This window comes from bacterium, assembly GCA_023150945.1.
Classification (GTDB): Bacteria; Zhuqueibacterota; Zhuqueibacteria; order Zhuqueibacterales; family Zhuqueibacteraceae; genus Coneutiohabitans.
Map to the genome: position 1 here is coordinate 334,725 of JAKLJX010000004.1, position 17,006 is coordinate 351,730.

Consider the following 17,006-nt stretch of genomic DNA (forward strand, 5'->3'; position numbering starts at 1 on the left):
AACAGCCGGAAGCACATCTGCCGAGAGCCGCAGCCGCACAATGCGATCGCGATTGCCGCAGCGCTCACCGCTACTCTCTTTTTGACCTAATCTGAAGCCGCTCGATGGGCAGGAATCTGTACTACATCTCCAACGTGGCATTGCTGGCGGGTTTGGCAATTGTCGCGTACGTGTTGCAGGCGAGCCACAGCCGCACGATGGACTGGGCCAAGCTGGTCTTGTTTTGGCTGGGCGCCAGCGCGATTGGATACTTTCTGTTGTATCGCATCATGGCTCGCGTGCGAACGTATCGCCGCACTCGTCCGGTCTATCTTTACCGCCGCCGGTACCGCATTCTCTGCGCCTTGCTCTTGCTGTTCGGGCTGTGGGCGGGAATTGGGTTCAACTATCTCACCCTGGCGACCTGGCAGAATCCGGCCTTTTATTGGGAATTGCTCGCGCAGCAGCAGCCGTCGGCCAACCATTATGCCGTGGTGTGGAAACTGGGAAATCAGCGCTTTCGCGAAACCGTGCAGGTGCAGAGCCTGCGCCTGACGGCCCTGGCCGATGTCGCCCTGGATGATAAAAAGGAAAAGTTGGAGGTCGAAGCCAGACTGGATTCCGCGGCAGCGACGTTGCGCCCGCGGGAAAACGGCGACGCGCAGGATATCCAGTTGCCGGAGGGATTCTCCATCCCGCCACTCAGCCATCACACGCTGGAGCTGCGTTTCGATTACCGCCAGCACTTTGCCATTTTCTCGCTGGCCGCAAGCTATCGCAGCCTACCCACCGCCCATTCGAACCAGACCACTTCCTCGGCTTTTGTCCCGCAAACCATCGTCGCGCCACAATACATACTCATCGAGCCTTCGTCGGCCGGCCTGGTGGAGTTCGCCGAGCTTGTCGACCGGGTGCGGCGGCCGGCCGCGCAGACTTATGAGCCTTTGATTCTGGCCATCGGCCGCAGCCGGCATCCGCAGGCGTTGGCGGTGCTGCTCGAACTCTTGAAAGTGCGTGACCCCAAGGTCAAAGACGCCGCGTGCCGCGGCTTGGCGGAACTGCGGGACAGCCGCGCCAATCAGGCGCTCATGCGCCTGATCAACAGCGAAAACCATCCGCAAGCCGTGCGGGCATTGGGTATGATTGGCTCGGCAGAGGGCATTCAGTTCCTGGTGCGCCTGCTCGGCGACGACAAACGCGAGCCTTATTTGCGCAGCGCGGCCGCCGGCGTGTTGAGTGAATCATCTCAGCCGCTTGCCATCAAAGCGTTGGCCGCGCTGCTGCGGCAAAAAGCAGGCTCGGATCTCCTGCTGCAGCGCGAAGGACTGTTGGCGCTGGTGAAAATGAACGACAGCCTGGCGGCGCAAATCACGCTGGAGCTGGCCGGCGAGCCGCGCACCGGCGAACACCTGCGCGTCTTGATCGAAGTGATGCGCGAGCTCAACGAGCCCGCCAGCCTGCCGTTGTTCGCGGAATGGCTGCGGCATTGGCGCCACTACGATCTCACACTCCACGACGTGCAGCTTATGCTGGACTACATCGTCGCCGGCAGGCACACCAACATGGTGGCCACCCTCATCGACATTCTCAACCAAGAACCGACCGCCGAAGCGCAAAGCCGCCTGGTGCAGACCTTGTCGCAACTCGTGCGGCAAGATCTGGGCACGATCCATTTCCCCGCGCTCAACCACGACATGGTGGTGGCCAACGAGCGCGTCATCTCGGCGTGGCAGCAGTGGTGGGGGCAGGCGCGCAACCAGCCCGGCTTCGCCAATCAGATCGCGCCCTCAACCATCTCTGATCAATTGTGAATCGCAGCGCCGGCTCCAACCGGCCGCACCAATCTCAGACACATTAGGAAGATTCCGGCATGCGCATTCCCTTCCTGCAGCATTTGCAGCATGACCTCCTCATCGCGGACGGCGCGATGGGAACCATGATTTACAGCCAGGGCGTCGCCCTCTCGCAGAGCTTTGACCAACTCAATCTCACCCAGCCCGAACTGATTCTGGGCATTCATCGTGCCTACGTGCAGGCCGGCGCGCAAGCGGTGGAGACCAACAGCTTCACCGCCAATCGCAAACGGCTGGCGCGCTACGGACTGGAAAAGAGCGTGCGCGAAATCAATCTCGCTGCCGTGCGCCTGGCCCGGTCGGCCGCCGGCGAGCAGGCTTACGTGCTGGCTTCCCTCGGACCGGTGCGCGACCGCGCCAGCGAAGAAATGGAAACCGTCGAAATTCGCAGCTTGTTTGCCGAGCAGATTGCGGCGCTGGTGGAGGGCCAGCCCGATGCCTTGATCTTTGAAACATTCACGGTGGTGTCGGAGCTCGAAATCGCAGTGGAAGAGGCGCGGCGCCTCAGCGCCATTCCGGTCATCGCGCAGGTGGTGGCGGATGAAGAAGGCTATACCAGCGACGGCCAGCATCTCACCGCAATTTTCAAACGGCTGCGCGCCCTGGGTGCGGCCGTGGTCGGCATCAACTGCGCCAAAGGCCCGGCCGGCATTCTGAAAGCATTGCGGGAGGTGCCGCTGGAGGAAGGCCTGCTGCTGTCGGCGTTCCCCAATGCCGGCCTGCCCGCTTACGTCGATGGCCGCTACATCTATCTTTCCACGCCCGAGTATTTCGGCGAAGCCGCGCTCAAGCTGCGGCAACAGGGCGTGCGCCTGATCGGCGGCTGCTGCGGCACCACGCCGGAACACATTCAGGCGATTGCCGAGAGCCTGCGCGGCCTGCCGCCGGTGAATGACAAGATCATATCGGTCCGGCCTGCGCCCCCGCCACCCAGCCTGCAAGAAATCATCACGCCCGATTTTCTGACCAAAGTCAAAACCCGGCCGGCCATCATCGTCGAGCTTGACCCACCGCGCGATTTGGATTTCGAGCCCATTCTGCAGGGCGCGCGTGAACTCAAGCGCGCCGGCATCGATGCGCTCACCATGGCCGACAGCTCGCTCGGCATCACGCGCATGAACAACCTTGCGCTCGGCGCCCTCATCAAACAGAAAGTCGACATGCCGCTCATCATTCATCTCGCCTGCCGCGATCGCAACCTCGTTGGGCTGCAGTCGGAATTGATGGGGCTGCATGCGCTCGGCCTGCACACCGTGCTGGCTTTGACCGGCGATCCCGCCAAATTCGGCGATCAACCCGGTGCCACTTCGGTGTTCGATCTCAATTCCTTCGGCCTGGTGGAAATGATCAAGCGCATGAATCAGGGCATTGCCTTCTCCGGCCGGGCCATGAAACAGGGCACACGCTTCGTTGTGGGCGTGGCCTTCAACCCCAATGTCGATCGCCTCGACACCCAGGTGCGCCGTCTGCACAAGAAAATCCAGGCGGGCGCGGATTTCGTCATGACCCAGCCGATCTTTGACTGGCGCATGGCCAAGGAGCTTCACACCACCACCCGCGATTTGGATATTCCGGTTTTCATCGGCATCATGCCGCTGGTCAGCGGCCGCAATGCCGATTTCCTGCACAATGAAGTCCCCGGGATTCGCGTGCCGGAAAAAACCCGCAAGCGGCTGTTTCGCTTCGAAGGCGAACGGGCCCGGCGCGAAGGCGTGACCATTGCCGCGGAAGTGCTGGAAAGTGTGCTGGACTATTTCAACGGCATCTATCTCATCACGCCGTTCGTGCGTTACGAAATGTGTCTGGAGTTGATCGAGAAATGCCGCGCCCTGGTGCGCCGCAGCGAGAGTGCCAAAACCGGCAGGGTGAAAGTGTGAGCCGCGAGGCGGGTTCGCCGAAGTAAGGTAGGGAGGATGAATGCAGAAGATTGGCAAGAAAGAGTTGCACCTCGCCACCCGTTCAGCACAAAGTCTGAGGCAGTCTCCTGCCTGATCGCCTGCCGAGGAAGTTGGGTCGACCAAACCTGAAAAGCCTCAGCGACCGGACTCCGGTTCAAAACAAAAAGCCTGTCAATCCTGGGAATCCGGTCGCAGAGCGCTTCGGGGTGCCTTGCCGAAAAATCTACCGCGACGTCAATCCTCGGAGCTGCCTGCCAGCTCAAAATCGCCAACGCCTTCCTCATCGACAAACTTGAAAGAACGATGCAAGCGGTGATAGTGCCACACTTGGTAGGGCCGGCTGGCGATCGAGCGCGGGTGTAGGACGATCTTGTCAGGCGCGCCGAATTTCAGAAAGGTTTGGCCGCGATCGGTTTGCCAGCCCTCCCGGCTGCCGCCGAATTTTTCATTGGCGATGGCGACGCGCTGATAGAAGGCATTCATCGCCTCGTTGATCTCGGTTCCGGGCGAGGGATCGCGAGCTTCCCAAAAGGCTGCCAGTGCCCGGTGTTGTTCGGCGGTGGGGGAAGTGAGGGCCGCGGCCAGCAATTGGCGCGCTTCACCTTCTGCCAGGCAGAGCGCGGTTTGAATCGCCTGGCCGAGATGGATGCCGGTTTGCGGAATGCCATCCCACACGACGCGCAAGGTGGTCGAGGCGGTCTTTTGAATCTTTCCGCTGCGTGCTTCCAGCACGATTTCATAGTCGCCATAGGGCAGCATGTCGGTCCAGACCGGCAGCGCAAACTGCACGCGCGGCTGCCGGCCCGGCCACGGCCGTTGCTGGTCGATAATTTTTTCCTTCCTGCGATTCAAAATCGTCTGGCGCAGGATCAACGGCTGCGTCGTGTCATGATGGAAAATCTCGAAATGTAGAAACACTTCGCGGCTGGGCGAGGCGGTGTTTTGATAGAGGCCGGGCTGGATGATCAAACCGTTCGCGCCGTCCCGCATCACCTGATCGGCCACGAGGATCTCACTGATCTCCAGGGCAGAAGCCTGGCTGGAAAAATTCCGCAGCTTCTTGGTGAGGGTGCGGGTGGCTGTGGTGCCGCGCGCCGAATCCGTGACGGCGCAGACGACTTGGTATTCGCCCGGCGCAGCCTCCAGCTCGAAGTAGTAGAAACTGTATTTTTCCGGCAAGCGCGTTTCGGCGAGGGTGTCAAAATGCAGGCGCTCGGAGGTTTCTTGACTGGCCGCCAGTTCGCCGGCGCCTTTGGTCAGACGAACGGCGATGCGGAAATTGGCCTCGTAGCCGCCGGCAACGGGAACGAACTGCAAATCCGAGTGAAAGATGCTCAGGCATGCACTCAGGCGGCTCTTGGCAGGATCCTTTGATCCCAGGTTGTACACTTCGCAAATGAAGTCCGGCTGCGTGGCCGGCTCGACGATGTAGCCCTGGCCATGGGCCGTGGTGGCAAGAAACAAAAACAGTACGGCGATGCAAGTTCTCATGAATCCGACTCCTTCGGATGAAGCGTCCCGATGCGTAGACCGCGGGGAAGATCACGGAGAAAAGCGTTGGGCAGTGGTCTGCTGATGTGTTGTCGAATCTTGTACCTTCAATGCCGAAACCCTGCTGAAGCTGCTGCGGGAAATGTCTTTTTCTTAATCGAAGCAGCGGCAGAACTGCGCACTGGCGACGAGCAGCTTGCAGACACGCGCAGGGTGGGAGAGGGGATCAGTCAGGCAGGTTGTGATATCACGGCCAGCGGAGGACGCCACGCCGGAGCTCTCCTGCAGTGCGGGAGAGATTGCACGCGCGGCTTGCGCCACGGTCAAACCGCGCGCACGGAGAGGTCAGAATTTGCGCGACCATTCCTTGGGCCAGCGCTCGACCACGACTTTCGTTTGCGTGAAAAACTCCACGCCATGCCGGCCCTGCGCATGCAGATCGCCGAAGAAGCTCTCCTTCCACCCACTGAAGGGAAAGAAGGCCATGGGCGCAGCCACGCCCAAGTTGATGCCGAGATTGCCGACCTGTGCCTCGTGGCGAAACTTGCGAGCCGCTGCGCCGCTGTTGGTAAACAGACAGGCCATGTTGCCGTGCGCGCCAGCATTCACCAGGGCAATGGCCTGATCAATTGTGTCGACGTGAATCAAGCTCAACACCGGCCCGAAGATTTCGGTGCGGGCAATTTCGCTCTCCGGCGGCACCTCGTGCAAAATCGTCGGCCGCACGAAATGGCCGTGTTGATATTTGGGAATCTGGGGCTGCCGGCCGTCGATCAACAGGCGGCCGCCTTGCGCCACCCCCTTCGCAACCAGGCCCGCGATGCGGTCGCGGCTCTGCGCCGAAATCACCGGTCCCATTTGCACGCCCTCCTCCAGACCATAGCCCACCACGCGCGTGCGCGCAACCTCGGCCATGGCCTCGGTAAATGGCTGTCGCGCTGCGCCCACCGTAATCGCCACGGAGGCGGCCAGGCAGCGCTGGCCGGCGCAACCAAAAGCGCTGTCGGCGGTGATGCGCGTCGTCATCTCCAAATCGGCATCGGGCAGCACGATCACGGGATTCTTGGCGCCGCCCTGGCATTGCGCGCGCTTGCCGTTGGCTGCCGCGCGGCTATAGACGTGGCGCGCCACCGGTGTCGAGCCGACGAAGCTAACGGCGCGAATGAGGGGATGTTCGAGAATGGCATCCACTGCGGCGTTGGCGCCATTCACCAGATTCACCACGCCCCGGGGCAGGCCGGTGCGGTGCAGCAGTTCGAATATCCGCTGCAGCGTCAGCGGCACTTTTTCCGAGGGTTTCATGAGGAAGGTGTTGCCGCAGGCCAGGGCATAAGGCATGAACCAGAAACAAATCATGGCGGGGAAATTGAACGGCGCAATCGCGGCGCACACGCCCACCGGCTGCCGAATCATCATCTCATCGATGCCCGCGGCGATGTCTTCGAGAATCTGGCCCTGCATCATCATCGGAATGCCGCAGGCCACTTCGACGTTCTCGATGGTGCGGCGCATCTCGGCACGCGCCTCCTCCAGCGTCTTCCCGCATTCCATGGTAATCGTGCGGCTGATTTCCTCGAGATTCTCCTCCAGCAGAATCTTGAGTTTGAACAGATACTGAATGCGCTCGGTCGGCGGCGTGTTGCGCCAACCGGCCAACGCTGCCTGCGCTGCCTGCGCCGCCTGGTCGACGTCCTGGGCCGGGGAGAGAGGAACCAGGCACAGCAGCTCCGCGGTCGCCGGATTGCGCACCTCGAGAAATTCGGTTGCGCTCGCGGCGCACCAAGCGCCGTTGATGTAGTTGGGCAAGCGGGAAGTGGTCGTCATGGCACGTTCTCCTTACCTGAAGGTGAGGCAATGGCTGGTCTTGTGACTGCTCATGGCGGGAGGGGAGGCTGAGGCTTGGCACGGAGCGCAAGGTGGACGCTGCCCGCCAAACAGCATCCCGGCCGGCGGCCGAACCGCGCCTGCTTGCGGTGACAGCGCCGATCGCCGGCAAAGCGGGGCAAACATATCACAAATCGCTGCGAGAAGCAATGGCATTTTTTGCGGCCGCTGGCGCAGAGATTCTGCTTGATTCTCTGACCGAAATTTGCCATTGTGAACCAGTTTGTTAGATTGCTGATCAATCGCAACTGCCGGAGGCCGAATGAGCAAAAAGATTTCCTTTGAAGAGGCGATGGCGAAGCTGGATGCCATCGTGCAGCAACTCGAACAGGGACAAGTGCCCCTGGAGGAGGCGGTCAAGGTTTTTGAAGAAGGCGTGCGCCTCTACCGCCTGTGCGCCGGCCAGTTGCAAGAAGCCGAAAAGAAACTGCAGAAGCTGGTGAAAACCGAGGCCGGTTTTCAGCTCGAACTCATGAGTGATCCCGAGATCGGATGAACATGCGCTTTGCCGTTCTGGGAAACTTGACGCACGCCGCGATTGTGGAGGTGGCGCCCCGGTGGTTGCAGTGGCTGAGTGATCGGGCCGAGGTGGTGATCGCCGATGATTTGGCCGCTTACCTGGGCGTGGTTTCGCCGCGCGTGACCGTGGCGCCGCGCGACTCCGTTCATCTCAATTGCGACATGCTGATTTCGCTGGGCGGAGACGGCACCATCCTCGCGACGGCGCATGTGGTGGGGCGGTCGGGCGTGCCGATTCTCGGCGTCAAGTTCGGCGGCTTGGGCTTTCTGGTTGAAATCGGGCCGGAGGAGCTTTACAGCGCGCTGGAGGCGATTTTGGCCGGCCGCTATGAAGTGCAAAAGCGCATGGTCTTGGAGGGCCGCCTCCGCAATGCGCCCGAAGCCGCCACGCTTTATGCCCTGAATGATTTCGTGATCGACAAGGCCGGGCAGATGCGTTTGGTGCGCCTGAAGGTGATGATCGACGATGAATATCTCAACACGTACATTTCCGACGGCCTGATCGTGGCAACGCCCACCGGCTCGACCGCCTATTCCCTTGCGGCCGGTGGGCCGATCATGCCGCCGGAGATGAAAGCCATGGTGATTACGCCGATCTGCCCGCATTCTCTCAACGCCCGCCCGGTGGTCATCCCCGATGAGAAAACCGTGATGGTCGAGATTGCCACCGCCGACACACAGGCGCATCTTTCGGCGGACGGCCAGCCGGCACGGCGGATCGTCTCGGGCATGTGTGTGGAAATACGCAAGGCCGACTACAGCGTCAACCTGGTGCGCAAGTCCGGTCCAGCCTCGTCGAGTTTCTATGACAAGTTGCGCGCGAAATTTCACTGGGGGGAGGATTTGCGCAAGTAATCTGCCAGCCGGCGTGCAGAGATCATGGGTTTTCTGCATAATGAATCATTTTGCCGACCACGAAAAAAGGGCTTGACAAATGAAATGGGCGTATGTATTATTTGCCCGATTTTTTGGAAGGCCTTCCAGCAAACAGTTGCAGCCGCTTTCTATTGGATTCATATTGAATTATGCAAATGAAGGTAGGCGTTGTGGCGAGTGATTTGAATAACCGGAACCGCTTTCCAGTCTTTTCTCTTCCTGTACTGCCGTTTCTTCCTCAGCCACTACAGTTTGATGCCCGCCCCGCGAACGGGCACGCTTCCTCATCACGAGTAATTCCGGATTGTCCGCCGTTTCGTTTCAACCCCTGCCGCGCCGGCCTCTCCAACCGCCTGCGAGCGGGTGCAAGGGACTCGAGTTGCCAAACTGCCGCCTGATCCCCGGCCAGGGGCGGGACGGCAAATGATCATTCATCTTTTCAACAATTCTCCACACAGTTCATTTTCAAGGACGGGAGGGCGGTAATGCAGACTTGTTCAAGACTCCGGGTTTTGCTGATCTGCTGTCCTTTGATCCTGTTGGCCGTGTTGGCAACGGCCAGCTTTGCCGGCACCACTGGCAAGCTCACGGGCAAGGTCATCGACCGGACGAGCAATGAGGGCCTGCCGGGCGTCAATGTCGTGGTTCTAGGAACGACGCTGGGCGCGGCCACCAATATCGCAGGCGAGTACATCATTCTGAACGTGCCGCCGGGCGTCTACAGCGTGAAAGCCTCGCTCATCGGTTACGGTGAGATGACGCTCAAAGAAGTGCGCGTCAGCATCGATCTCACCACGCGCGCCGACTTCCAACTGGCCGAGGAAACCCTGCAGCTTGGCGAAGAAGTCGAAGTGGTGGCGCAGCGCGAATTGATTCAAAAGGACCTCACCGCCACCACCGCCATCGTCAGTGACAAAAGCATCCAGAGCCTGCCGGTGACCGAAGTGAATGAAGTCATCAGTCTGCAGGCGGGCGTGGTCGACAAGGACGGCCTGCACATTCGCGGCGGCCGCAAAGGCGAGGTGGCCTACTGGATCGACGGCGTACCGGTCACCGACGCCTATGATGGCGGCACCGTGGTCGACGTCAACAAAGACCTGGTGCAGGAGCTGCAAGTCATCAGCGGCGCCTTCAATGCGGAATACGGCCAGGCGCTCTCGGGCATCGTCAACATCGCGACCAAGGAAGGAGCCGCGCAATTTGGCGGCGCGCTCACCACCTATTTTGGCGATTACGTCAGCGGCAACGACAAGCTGGATTGGGGCGGCTTTCCGGCACCCTACTCGACGCAGGCGGCCACCCCGGCGCCCCTCTTCCGTGACATCAAAAACGTCAATCCAGCGGATATCCGCAATTTCGAGGGCAGCCTCTACGGCCCGCTGATCGGCGACAAGCTCTCCTTCAACGTCGCCGGCCGCTACATCTACTTTGACGGCTGGCTGCGCGGCCAGCGCGTTTACAAACCGGAGAACATCGGCTTTCTGGATTCGACCGGCACCTTCATCGCCTCGCGCGATCCTTCCGGCTTGGGCGACGGCGCCTATGTGCCGATGAACTGGAATCGCAAGGTCTATGGCCAGGGCAAGCTGACCTACCGATTTCGCCCGACGATGAAGTTTACGCTCACCTCGATCTACGATGATGTCGATTATCAAGACTTCGACCGCGACTTCGTGCTCAACCCCGACGGCAACGTCAACCGCTTCCGCACCGGCCTCACCAACATCCTGAAACTCACCCACACCGTCAGCAATCGCACCTTCTATGATCTGGCCGTCTCCTATACGGAGAAGGAATACCGGGAATATGCCTACGAGGATCCGCACGATCCGCGCTATGTTCATCCGCAATTGTCGAATCAACTGCTGTTCAGCTTCAAAACCGGCGGCGTGAGCAATCGTCATTTCAACCGCCGCACTTCCACCGGCCTGGTCAAGCTCGATATCACCAGCCAGGTGACGAACAGCCATCAATTCAAAACCGGGGTGGAGTATCGCCGCAACCGGGTGTTCTTCGAAGACATCAGTCTGCAGCCGGTGCTCGAGCAATCGGATTTCGATCCTGCCAACGATTCACCTTTCATCCGCACGCGCGTGCCGGATCTCAGCACGCCGGATCACAACCGCAGCACGCACCGGCCCACGGAATTTGCAGCTTACCTGCAGGACAAGATCGAGCTGCAAAACTTCATCGTGAATGTCGGCGTGCGGCTGGATCATTTCGATCCCGACGGCCGCGTGCTGGCGGATCCCAGCGATCCCAACATCTACAATCCCATCCGGCCGGAAAACCGTTTCTTCGATCGCAACGGCAACGGCATACAGGATGCGGACGAGCCGAGTCTGACCATCGAGCAGCGCCAGCAATACTGGTATAAGAGTGTGGGCAGCAAGACCAAGGTCAGCCCGCGGCTGGGCGTTTCCTTCCCCGTGCTGGCCGGCGGCGTGTTTCATTTTTCCTTCGGCCAGTTTTTCCAGGCGCCCAAGTTCGAGCGGCTGTATCAGAACAGCGATTTCAAAATCGGCAGCGGCACCGGCAACCAGGGTTTGATCGGCAATGCTGATCTGGAGCCCGAACAGACCACGAACTATGAGATCGGGTTGAAGCAGGAGATCACCGGTAACAGCACGATCGATGTGACCGCGTTTTTCCGGGATATTCGCGATCTCACCAGCACGCGCGCCGACAATATCGAAGTCTTCGGCGGCGCCGCCTACTACAACAAATTCGTCAATGCTGATTTTGGCCTGGTGCGCGGCGTCATCATTTCCTACAGCCGGCGCTTTGCCGGCGGCTTTTCCGCCAACGCCGACTACACCTTCCAAGTCGCCAAGGCTTCGAATTCGGATCCAGAAGCCGCGCGCAATGCGGCCAACTCCGGTGCCCTGCCGGAAGTCCAGCTCACGCCGGTGGATTGGGACCAGCGCCACACGCTCAATATCTCCACCGCCTACAACGGCTCGAGCTGGGGCGCCGGCCTGATTCTGCAGGCCGCCAGCGCACAGCCGTATTCGCCACGCCAGGTCACCGACATCTCGGCGCTGTCGATCAATTCCGAACGCAAACCGGGAAACCTGAACGTCGATTTGCGTTTGTACAAGGATTTCCGGCTTTCCCGTCTGAATCTCTCGCTGTTTGCGCGGGTGTTCAACCTGTTCGACACGCTCAACGAGGTCAACGTCTTCAATGACACCGGCCAGGCCGATTTCACCACCGATCGCAATCTTGCGATCCGCACCGTGGGCACGCGCACGCCGGTGAATTCGATCGACGAGTGGTACACCTATCCGACCTATTTCTCCGAGCCGCGCCGTGTCGAGTTCGGCACGACCATCACTTTCTGACTTTTGCGCTCGACCGTCCGGGCGGTCGCTCAGCGCCTCCCGCAGCCTCCTGCGGACGTGCATTTCCAACTAATCAAACCGCCCGGAAGGCGGCAGACATGTGTGAGTTCGACATGAGGGAGAGTCATCTCATGAAAAGAGTTTTGAGCATCGTTGCTTTGTTGGCGCTGTTGCCCTTTGCGCTGCAGGCACAAAGCGGCGCGGAGTTCCGCCGCTCCGGCATCATGGACGGCAATCTGGTCAAAACCGTCTACGGCAACTGGGGCGTGATTGGCCAGCCTTCGACGCGCGGCAACCGGGGCGCCTGGCTGAACCCCAACAACGGTTACGTCGGCGACGTGAGCATCCTGGTGGGCGCCGAAATCAATGCCGCCGATACGGTCTTTCACTCGGTGGTGGTGTGTCCGGTGGATCGCCCGTCCTCCGGCGGGCCGGAGCAATCGCCCACCGGCAAGCGCTGGGGCTTCGAGCCGGTCTCCGGTTACTTGAACGCCAGCCAACAAGATGTGGCCATCAGCAACAACCCCAGTTCCTGGCCGGGCTTCTGGCCTGACCGCCTGGATGATGCGCTCGATCCCGGCTGGCGCGGCGCCTGGAACGGCTACTTTGGCCGCAATCAATTCAACGCCGACCTGGAAACCTACTTCGTCATGGATGACAACGCCGACGAAGAGTTCAACGTCGCCGCCAACAATCGCTTCGGCGTCAGTTTCAAGCCCGATGCCAACAATCCCAGCCGCAACGGCCTGGGGCTGGAAGTGCGGGTGCGCGCGCTGCAGTGGAACGATGTGCTGGCGCAAGACAACATCTTCTGGCTTTATGAAGTGTCCAACAACAGCACCACCAACTACAATCGCGTGGTGTTCGGCTCGCTGGTGGGAACCTATGTCGGCGTGACCTCCACGGAAGATCGCCGCGAGTATGACGACGATTTTTCCTTCTTTGATGTCGAGCGCGATCTCACCTACACCGCGGATTTTGACGACAACGTTTCCGGACGCAACCCCAACTGGGTCGGTGAAGTGGGCGTCGTCGGCTACGCGTTTCTGGAAAGCCCGGGCAATCCGTTTGACGGCCTCGACAACGACGGCGATTTCGATGATTACGTCGACAGCGGCGTGCCTGCCACGGCCGGGCTGTTTCAGTCCACCGAGTTCGATTCGGTGCGCATCCTCCCCGGGCAGCGAGTGGTGTTGATCACCAATGAAGGCCGGTTCGGGCGCACCATAGCTACTGTTCCCGACCGCGACACGACCTTCACGACGCTGGGCGCCAAAATCTTCGTGCGCCCGGGCATCACCAAGCTGGTCGAAGGCAACACCTACCGCTTGCCGGGCCAGTTCCGCACCATTGTCAATCCCAATGCCTATGACGGCATCGACAATGATCTCGACGGCGTCATCGACGAAAACTCGCAATTGCACTACCGCCAGGTGCGGGTGGATCAGAACGGCAACACTCTGTTCGACCGCCTCAATCCGCTCGCCCGCATCGACTATCTTACCGGCCGCGGCGCCATCGACCGCATGCTCGATGAAAAGCGCGATGACAAGATCGACAATGACAATGACTGGGACGTGGAATTCCACGACGTCGGCCTCGATGGTGAAGCCGGCACCGGCGACCTCGGCGAAGGCGATGCCCTGGCCACCAGCGGCGCCGGCACGAATCTGCCGGGTGAACCCAACATCGACAAGACCGACGTCGATGAGTCTGATCAAATCGGCTTGACCAGCTTCGAATATTTCGCGCCTGCCGGCAATTTCTCGATCCGCGACGATGAGAGCCTGTGGCAGCGCCTCACGCCCGGCTTCTTCGACGTGCCGCCGTCGATCGTCAACAACCGGCCGATTCAAGGCGAAGATGGAGATTTCATCTTCGGCTCGGGTTATTTCCCGCTGCCTGCCGGCCAGACGCGCAGCTTCTCGCTGGCGCTGGTTTATGGCGCGGGCGGCGGCCGGCAGCTCGATCTCGATGATCTGCTGAAGAACCGCGACACCGTGCAAAAGATCTACAACAGCAACTACCAATTCCCGCAGGCGCCGCGCAAGCCGGTGGTGCAGGCCTATGCCGGCGACGGCAAAGTGACGCTCACTTGGGATCGCCATGCGGAGGAGTCGGTGGATCCGACGACGCGCGAGAAAGACTTCGAGGGTTACAAAGTCTATCGCTCGACTGATCCGCTCTTCAATGACGCGCGTTTGATCACCAACGCCGACGGCACCATCGAGCAGCTCAAGCCCATTGCCCAGTTCGACCTGATCAACGGCCTCACCGGCTATTTCCAGGCGCAAGGCTCGCTGTATCAGGATTTGCGCGGGTTGTCGTTCCTGCTCGGCAATGATACCGGTTTGCAGCATACTTACATCGATGAGAATGTCGAGAACGGCCGCACTTACTACTACGCGGTGGTGGCCTACGATCGCGGCGACGCTTCCAAAGACATTTTCCCCAAAGAAAACACCCGCGTGATCCGCCGCCTGGCAAACGGAGAATATCAGACCGATCTCAACACCGTGATCGCGACGCCGCGCACGAAAGTGGCAGGCTACCAGCATCCCAAGGACAGCGTGCCGCTGAGCCCGGTGCAGACCGTTGCGACCGGCGACATCAACTATCAGGTGCTCAATCACGAAGCCCTGACCGGCCACCTCTACGTGCTGGAGTTCTACGACACCTCGACCGACGGCATCGACAACAACAACAACTGGAATCTGCTCACCGATGACGTGGGCAGCGACGGCGTGGCAGACACCAATGATCCCGACGGCTCCGAGGGCAACGGCGTGCCCGATCGCGGCGAGCCCAATCTCGATCACCGCGACAACAAGGAGCTGCTGGAGAAATTCACCACCTCCTATTCGATCATGGACAGCACGGGCGTGACGGAGGCTTTTCTGGCCCAGGATACGGTTTTTGTGAATCTGTCGAAGCAAAACCTGGTGCCGGGCTCGGTGGTGGTGCGCAATCCCGCCGGCGCCACGGTGCCGGCCTCCGAGTATCTCGTGCTGCTGGATCGCGGCCGCATTCGCGGTGCGCGGCGCGGCGCGCTGCCGGCCGGACAGTACGCCATCAGCTACCGCTACTATCCGGTCTATCGCAGCGCCAACCTCGATTCAACGCAACGCCAGGTGCCGAGCAGTACCACGGCGCCGCGGCTCTCCGATGCCGACAATTTCGACGGCCTGGTGCTGTCGTTCCGCAACGCCAAGGCGATTGCCAAAATCGAAAGCCGGTCGCGCTTCAACCGCGACAAGCAGCCGTTCTTCTTCAGCTTCGTGCCGCTGGAGTTGAATCTCGGCACCGAAACCATCAAGGGCTTCCGCAACGCCGCCAGCTATCGCTTCGAGTTTGCCAGCACGATTGTCGATACCTCCTCGGATTTCCTCGGGGCACAGCCGGTGCCGGTCAACTATCGCGTCTACAATTTGACCGACAGGCGCTATATTGATTTTCTCGTGCTCGACCGGGACAACGACGGCACGACCATTTCGACCTTTGACGAAGTAGTGCTGGTGGAGACCGGTGCGAACAATATTCCGGTCGTGACCTGGGACATGGTGTTCTCCTCTTCGAAGGATACCACCATCTCCTTCGGCGCGGGCGACACGCTGTTCATCAACACCAGCAAGCCGTTCCGCCGCGGCGATCGTTTCACTTTTGCACCGGAGCTGCCCACGGTCGATCGGGCCCGCGCCAGCCAGATGCTTTCCGATATTCGCGTCGTGCCCAATCCCTACGTCGTGGCCTCGGTGCACGAGCCGCCGCTGCCGGAGGGCGTCACCAGCGGGCGCGGCGAACGGCGCATCACCTTCACCAATGTTCCGGTCAACGCCACGATTCGCATCTTCACGGCGCGCGGCGAGCTGGTGCAGACGCTGCAAAACGGCGGCAACCTCCAGAGCGGCGCCGTGGCCTGGAACCTCAAGACCTTTGAGAATCTCGATATCGCGCCGGGCGTGTATTTCTACGTGGTCGACTCCGAGGCCGGCCAGAAGCAGGGCAAGATCGCGATCATCAAGTAGCGCCGGCGGCCACCCCTGGCCGCCGCGTTGGAGAACAAGTTTCGAGACTGCTCGATTGAAAACAGGGAGCACGAGAACATGATCCGCAAAGTGAATATCGTGGCGCTGAGCCTGGCGCTGCTCATCCTCAGCCTGGGCGCGAGTGAGCTGCGGGCTCAGGCCAAAGTGGGAACGGCGAGTGCGCCGTTTCTCGGCATCGCGATTGGGCCGCGTGCCGCGGCCATGGGCGGCGCCTTCGCCGCTCTGGGCAACGATGTCACCGCGCTGTACTGGAATCCCGGCGGCATTGCCATGTTGGAGAAATCACAACTGCTGGTTTCGCATACGCAATGGCTGGTCAACACGGATTTCAACTGGGCCGGCTTCGTCTTGCAGGTGGGAGAGGGCAACGCCCTGGGCCTGAGCGTGACCCTGCTGGATTACGGCGAAGAGGAAGTCGTCGATGAGTACAATCAAACCGGCACCGGCGCGCGCTGGTCGGCGAACGATCTGGCGGTGGCCGCCAGCTATGCGCGGCGCTTCACCGATCGCTTTGCCATCGGCGGCAACGCCAAATATATCCAGCAGAAAATCTGGAACGAGACGGCCAGCTCGTTTGCCTTCGATGCCGGCCTGCTGTTCATCACCCAGTTCAACGACATGCGGCTGGGGATGAGCATTTCGAATTTCGGGGCGGACATGAAATTTGGCGGCAAGGACCTGCTGCAACGCATCGACATCGATCCGGATAACTCCGGCAACAATGAGACGCTGGTTTCCGAATTGCGCACGGAGCGCTGGCCGCTGCCGCTGTTTTTCCGGGTGGGGCTCGCGTATGATTTGCTGCGCGCGCAGAACACGCGCGTCACGCTGGCCGCCGACGCGCTGCGGCCGAGCGACAACACCGGCGTGCTCAATCTCGGCACTGAAGTCGAGCTGTACAACACGCTGTTCTTGCGCGGCGGCTACAAATCGCTCTTCCGCGAGGACAGTGAAGAGGGGCTGACGTTGGGCGCCGGGGTGAAATATAACATGGGCGCGGCCGGCATGCTCAATTTCGACTTCGCCTATGCCGATTACGGCCTGCTCGACAATGTCAAAATGTTTTCACTCGGCCTGGCCTTCTGAAATCCGGAGCGCCTGCGCAGCGCACCCCGA

At 60.5% G+C, this 17,006-nt stretch carries 9 protein-coding genes; 7 read left to right on the top strand and 2 right to left on the bottom strand.

All coding sequences use genetic code 11. The features are described from left to right. Positions 1-104 precede the first annotated feature (104 nt). Together L6R21_08105 and L6R21_08110 are read left to right on the top strand one after the other, a co-directional pair. Entirely contained in the window at positions 105-1,790 is a 1,686-nt protein-coding gene (locus L6R21_08105) for a HEAT repeat domain-containing protein (GenBank protein ID MCK6559149.1), read from the top strand. Positions 1,791-1,849: 59 nt separating this feature from the next. Beyond that, positions 1,850-3,709 carry a bifunctional homocysteine S-methyltransferase/methylenetetrahydrofolate reductase gene (locus L6R21_08110; protein MCK6559150.1) on the top strand — a complete coding sequence of 620 codons (1,860 nt, stop codon included), beginning with the start codon at positions 1,850-1,852 and terminating at the stop codon, positions 3,707-3,709. A 255-nt stretch (positions 3,710-3,964) separates the two neighbouring features. Here the strand turns inward: L6R21_08110 and L6R21_08115 are convergent, their stop codons facing one another. Beyond that, positions 3,965-5,221, bottom strand: a complete 1,257-nt coding sequence (locus L6R21_08115; GenBank protein MCK6559151.1) for a GWxTD domain-containing protein — start codon at positions 5,219-5,221, stop codon at positions 3,965-3,967. Positions 5,222-5,566: 345 nt separating this feature from the next. Continuing rightward, complete coding sequence (locus L6R21_08120; protein MCK6559152.1) at positions 5,567-7,045, bottom strand: CoA-acylating methylmalonate-semialdehyde dehydrogenase; 1,479 nt, start codon at positions 7,043-7,045, stop codon at positions 5,567-5,569. A 322-nt stretch (positions 7,046-7,367) separates the two neighbouring features. Here L6R21_08120 and xseB point away from each other — a divergent pair, with 322 nt between their 5' ends. The 5 genes from xseB to L6R21_08145 all read left to right on the top strand — a co-directional run bounded on the left by xseB (position 7,368) and on the right by L6R21_08145 (position 16,976). Beyond that, the gene (gene xseB, locus L6R21_08125) at positions 7,368-7,601 is read left to right on the top strand and encodes an exodeoxyribonuclease VII small subunit (protein MCK6559153.1); all 234 of its coding nucleotides are present in this window, start codon (positions 7,368-7,370) and stop codon (positions 7,599-7,601) included. Between the two features lie 2 nt (positions 7,602-7,603). Next, a complete protein-coding gene (locus tag L6R21_08130) occupies positions 7,604-8,479 on the top strand; it encodes an NAD(+)/NADH kinase (protein ID MCK6559154.1) in 876 nt (291 codons plus the stop codon). Positions 8,480-9,030: 551 nt separating this feature from the next. Continuing rightward, on the top strand, positions 9,031-11,844 hold the full coding sequence (locus L6R21_08135) for a TonB-dependent receptor (protein MCK6559155.1): 2,814 nt from the start codon (positions 9,031-9,033) through the stop codon (positions 11,842-11,844). Between the two features lie 131 nt (positions 11,845-11,975). Then, entirely contained in the window at positions 11,976-15,869 is a 3,894-nt protein-coding gene (locus L6R21_08140; GenBank protein MCK6559156.1) for a T9SS type A sorting domain-containing protein, read from the top strand. A 78-nt stretch (positions 15,870-15,947) separates the two neighbouring features. After that, positions 15,948-16,976, top strand: a complete 1,029-nt coding sequence (locus tag L6R21_08145; GenBank protein MCK6559157.1) for a PorV/PorQ family protein — start codon at positions 15,948-15,950, stop codon at positions 16,974-16,976. Positions 16,977-17,006 lie beyond the last annotated feature (30 nt).